4 protein-coding genes and 1 pseudogene are annotated in these 4,372 nt (G+C 72.8%); 2 read left to right on the top strand and 3 right to left on the bottom strand.

Translation table 11 applies throughout. The annotated features are described in order from the left end of the window. Positions 1 to 1,258: TadA family conjugal transfer-associated ATPase (locus AC2W7G_RS10030; protein WP_485868301.1), on the bottom strand; the 1,258-nt coding region annotated here is incomplete at its 3' end. 214 nt (positions 1,259 to 1,472) lie between these two features. On the opposite strand from AC2W7G_RS10030, the gene AC2W7G_RS10025 reads away from it, so the two are divergent. Then, positions 1,473 to 2,840 (top strand): HNH endonuclease signature motif containing protein, encoded by a 1,368-nt coding sequence (locus AC2W7G_RS10025; protein WP_485868300.1) that lies wholly within the window; start codon positions 1,473 to 1,475, stop codon positions 2,838 to 2,840. On the opposite strand, the gene AC2W7G_RS10020 is transcribed toward AC2W7G_RS10025, so the two are convergent. After that, on the bottom strand, positions 2,837 to 3,259 hold the full coding sequence (locus AC2W7G_RS10020; protein WP_485868299.1) for a hypothetical protein: 423 nt from the start codon (positions 3,257 to 3,259) through the stop codon (positions 2,837 to 2,839). The genes AC2W7G_RS10025 and AC2W7G_RS10020 overlap by 4 nt on opposite strands. 180 nt (positions 3,260 to 3,439) lie before the next feature. Between AC2W7G_RS10020 and AC2W7G_RS10015 the strand changes: the two are divergent. Continuing rightward, positions 3,440 to 3,709 (top strand): annotated as a pseudogene (locus AC2W7G_RS10015) (STAS domain-containing protein); the annotation flags it as partial. Positions 3,710 to 3,798: 89 nt separating this feature from the next. Here the strand turns inward: AC2W7G_RS10015 and AC2W7G_RS10010 are convergent. Continuing rightward, on the bottom strand, positions 3,799 to 4,221 hold the full coding sequence (locus AC2W7G_RS10010) for an ATP-binding protein (RefSeq protein ID WP_485868298.1): 423 nt from the start codon (positions 4,219 to 4,221) through the stop codon (positions 3,799 to 3,801). Positions 4,222 to 4,372 lie beyond the last annotated feature (151 nt).

Here is a 4,372-nt window from a genome sequence, read left to right as displayed (position 1 = left end):
TGCCGAGCGCGAGCCCTACGAGGCTGCCCATGCGTCCGTCCCCAGGAGCGCGTCCAGGTCGATGCCGGCCTGCTCGAGGCTCACGGCCGGGCCGGCAGTGCCCCGCCGCGCTCGAGCCGGCGCCGCGGCGGACGAAGACCGGCTCGGTCTCGATGCTGTCGTTCTCGACCCGCCCGGTCACGGCCACCACCTCGCGGACGCGTCGCCGCCCGTCGGCGTCCATGCCGGTGTGCACGACGAGGTCGACCGAGCTCGCGACGGTCGGGACGACGAAGCGGCTGCCGATGTTCTCCCCGGCCAGCAGCGGCAGGGTGCACATCTTGACCAGGGCCTGACGCGCCGAGCTGGCGTGGATGGAGGCCATGCCGGGCAAGCCGGCGTTGAGCGCGAGGAGCAGGTCGAGGCACTCGGCCGCCCGGACCTCGCCGATCACGAGGCGGCTCGGGCGCATGCGCAGCGCCTCCTTCACGAGGTCGCGGAGCGTGACCTCGCCGGTGCCCTCGAGCCCGGCCTGGCGCGTCTGCAGACTGACCCAGTCAGGCACCCGGCACTGCAGCTCGTAGACCTCTTCGACCGAGATGAGCCGCTGGCTGCCGGGGATGGAGGACGCGAGGCAGTTCAGCAGTGTCGTCTTGCCGGCCTGGGTGCCGCCCGAGACGACGATGTTGAGACCGGCACGGACGGCGGCGTCGAGGAAGTGCGCCGTGTGCTGGTCGATCGTGCCGAGGGTGACGAGGTCGTCCAGCGAGTGCGCTGCGGCGACGAACTTGCGGATGTTGACGGCCGCGAACCCCCGACTGATGCCCTCGAGCACCACGTGGAGCCGGTGGCCGCCGGGCAGCATGGCGTCCACGAACGGGGTGGAGAGGTCGAGTCGCCGGCCGGACGTCGAGAGCATCCGCTCCACGAGCTCGCGGACCTGCTCGGTGGTGAGCATGACGCTGGTCAGCTCGTGCCTGCCGCCGCGGGCCACGAAGACCCGGGCGGGGTCGTTGATCCAGATCTCCTCGACCTCGGGGTCGTCCAGGAAGGGCTGGAGCGGCCCGAGACCGCTCACGTCGGCGACCAGTCGCTCGATCTCCAGCTCGGGCTCGGCCAGGGCGCTGACCGTGCCGGTGAGGCTGCGCTGCTCGTGGTCGCGGACGACCTCGCGGGCGATGCGCTGCACCTCGTGCGCCTCGACGACCGGGTCGATGCGCTGGGCGCGGACGGCGTGGCGCACCTTGTCGGCCAAGGTGCCGGACGCGCGGTCTGCCATGTCGATGCCTTCCCCCGAACGGCACGTACCTGCTGATCGTCAGCGGAACGACGGGCGAAAGGCAACCCTCCGACCGCAGTGGTGTGGACGAGCGGGACGGTCGTCTCGTCCACAGGCGGGGCTCGGCGGCGCGGCGTCCACAGGCCGGTGGCGACCCTCGTTCCTGTCGGCAGCGGCGCCTATGGTGGGAACATCAGTTCGATTCGGGGGAATCATGGTCGCAGAGCTCGTGCAGGTGGAGGCGCCGCTGGCGTTCCTGGACGAGCTGGAGCGTGCCCTCGACAGGGCTGACCCGACGGCGTACCTGGAGCAGTCGCCGACGCAGGCGCGGCAGACCGCGATGCGGATCCAACGGCTGCAGGCCCGGCTCGCGGCGCACAGTGCCGCGGCCGTGCGGGCGGTCGACGCTCTCGTCCCGGTCGGCACCGCCGGGTCGACGGGAACCGCCGACCTCCTGGCCCGCGACTTCGGCCGCGACCGGCGTGCGGCCGGCCGTCAGGTGCGTCTCGCCGACGCCTTGGGTGAGCGCACCGCGACGGAGAAGGCGCTCGCGAACGGGCTCATCACGGAGTGGCAGGCGGCATTGATCGTGAACACGCTCCGCGGCGTGCCCGAAGAACACCGCGACCGGTGCGAGCAGACGCTGATCGCCGCCGCCCAGACGCTGTCGGCCAAGGACCTGTCCCGCCGTGCCAAGCGGATCGCCGACGTCTACGCACCCAAGCCGGAGGTGGACCGGCTCGAGAACGAGTCGCTCGAGGCCCAGGAGGCCCGCGCGTGGGAGCGGACCTCGTTCTGGATGGTCGACGACCGCGACGGCACCTGGCGAGGCAGCTTCACCCTGCCCGACCTGCAGGCCGAGATGCTCCGCACGATGCTCGACGCCTTCACTGCACCCCGGCAGGCTTCGACAGGCTCAGCCAGCGGAACCGCCCCTGAACCTGTCGAGGGAACGCTCACCCAACGACAGGGCCACGCGTTCGCCCACCTGATCGAGAAGATGCCCGTCGACGGGCTGCCCCAGTCCGGCACCACCGCCGCGACCCTCGTCATCACCACCGACCTGAAGGACCTCCAGTCCGGACTCGCCGCCTCGACCATCGCCACCGGCACCCGGCTCTCCGCCGGCGAGACCCGGCGCCTGGCCTGCTCGGCCGGCATCATCCCCGCCGTCCTCGACGGCAGATCCCTCCCGCTCGACCTCGGACGGACGAAACGGCTGTTCACCAAGCACCAGAAGATCGCCCTCGGGCTCCGCGACCTGGGCTGCGTGGCGCCCGGGTGCGACCGACCACCCGCCTGGTCCGAGGTCCACCACCCGATCCCCTGGAGCCAGGGTGGCGAGACGAACCTCGACAACGCCGTCCTGCTCTGCCCCCGACACCACCACCAGGCCCACCAGCAGGACTGGCAGTTCCGTCGAGCATCGGACGGCCGCGTCCAGACCCGCGGACCCGACGGCGAGTGGAAGGACGACCGACGATGGCGCCCTTCGACAGGCTCAGGGAGCGGCCCTTCGACCGACTCAGGAAGCGCCCCTCCGACAGGCTCAGGGAGCGGGACTCCAGGGAGTGGGGGCTAGAGGTGGTCGGGGACGATGAGGGCGTCCGGGTCCTGGCGAGGCGGCATGGCCGCGACCGCCACCCGCAGCGTGGCCACGCCGGCCTCCACCTGCTTGCGCCGCTTGCGCTCGCTCGTGCCGTCCCAGGCGCCGGGCTCGGCCCGGTCGGCCAGGTCGCGCAGCGCCGACTCGGCCGCCTCGGCGTACTCCTCGTCGGAGAACTCCGGCGTCGCACCGACCGTCGGGCGCTCGGGCAGCGCGGTCAGGCCGCCGATCACGATCTTGCTGGACGCCGACAGCAGGCGGTAGCGGGCCATCTTGGGCAGCTCCTCCCACGTGGCCGCGCCGACCTTCTTGCGCATGAAGCCCGGCAGGGTCCCGAACGACTGCCGCGCCACGGCCGCGACCGCGACGGTCATCTCGTGCTCGGTGAACCTCATGCTTCCTCCTGCGTCGTCGGCCACGACCGTACTGGAGGTGCCCCTCGCGGCCCGTCGCCAACCCCGGCCCTTGCGTTCCCCTCACGAAGGGAGGATGGTGAAAGGCTCACGGCGCCCACGAGGACGCGCTGCCGGTCCGGCACCGTCCCTCCTGCGCCACCCCACGCCAGGAGGTTCTCCATGGCACTCGACATCGCCCTGCGCGCCTTGCCCGCCCACTGCCTCGTCACCCTCAGCGGCGAGCTCGACCTCGCCAACGCCCGCGCGTTCGGCAGCTTCCTGTCCACCGAGCTGGAGGACTGCCGGCACGACGTCGTCGTCGACCTGCGCGGCCTGGACTTCCTCGACGCCGCCGGCATCGGCGCGCTCGTCGGCGCCTCCGCGCGTCCCGACGGGGAGCCGAGCCGCGTGAGCGTCCTGTGCGACGCCCCGCGCCTCGTGCGGCTGTTCCGCCTCACCGGCACCGTCGAGCGGCTGGGGGTCCACGGGCCCCGCCGCCGAGGAGCCGAGCCCGGCCCTCGTCTGAGACCGGCGAGCGGTCAGCGGACGGTGAAGGCCGCCCACACCGTCTTGCCGTGCCGGTCGCGCGGCTCCACGCCCCAGAAGTCGCTGAGCACGTCGACGAGCACCAGGCCCCGGCCGCCCTCGAGCCCGTCCTCGGTCGTGCCGTCGGCGTGGCGCACGGTCTCCTCCACGTCGCGCACCACCGGCATCCGCGACGACCGGTCACGCACCCGCACCAGCACCCGATGGGGGTCCACGACGATCGAGACGGTGAACGGCGTCCCTGCGTGCGCCGCCGCGTTGGTGGCCAGCTCGCCGACGACCAGCTGGACGTCCGGCGACAGGAGCGGCAGGTCGCACTCCTCGAGCGCCTCGCGCACGAAGAGCCGCGCCTCGGCCGCGCTCGACGGCTCAGGAGACAGCAGCAGGTGGCGCGTCCACCGTGCTTCGACGCCCACGACTCACTCCCTCTCGGCTCGTACGGCCGCCGGACCGAGACCGGGTTCTGTGCCCCCACCTCGGCCCCGCGAACCTACCGGCGCCGCCGCCGTCCGGCCACCCCGGGGCGCCCGCCGGGGCGGCTGGAGCTGAGACGCCGGCCGCGAGGTC

The organism is Aeromicrobium sp. PFPM2_SD2 (genome assembly GCF_057364525.1).
Note: the sequence above shows the minus strand (reverse complement) of the source record. Positions and strands in the feature narration are given on the sequence as shown.

Coding starts and splice junctions, on each gene's coding strand:
- AC2W7G_RS10025 (WP_485868300.1), top strand. CDS start 1,473: ATGGTCGCAGAGCTCGTGCAGGTGGAGGCGCCGCTGGCGTTCCTGGAC.
- AC2W7G_RS10020 (WP_485868299.1), bottom strand. CDS start 3,259: ATGAGGTTCACCGAGCACGAGATGACCGTCGCGGTCGCGGCCGTGGCG.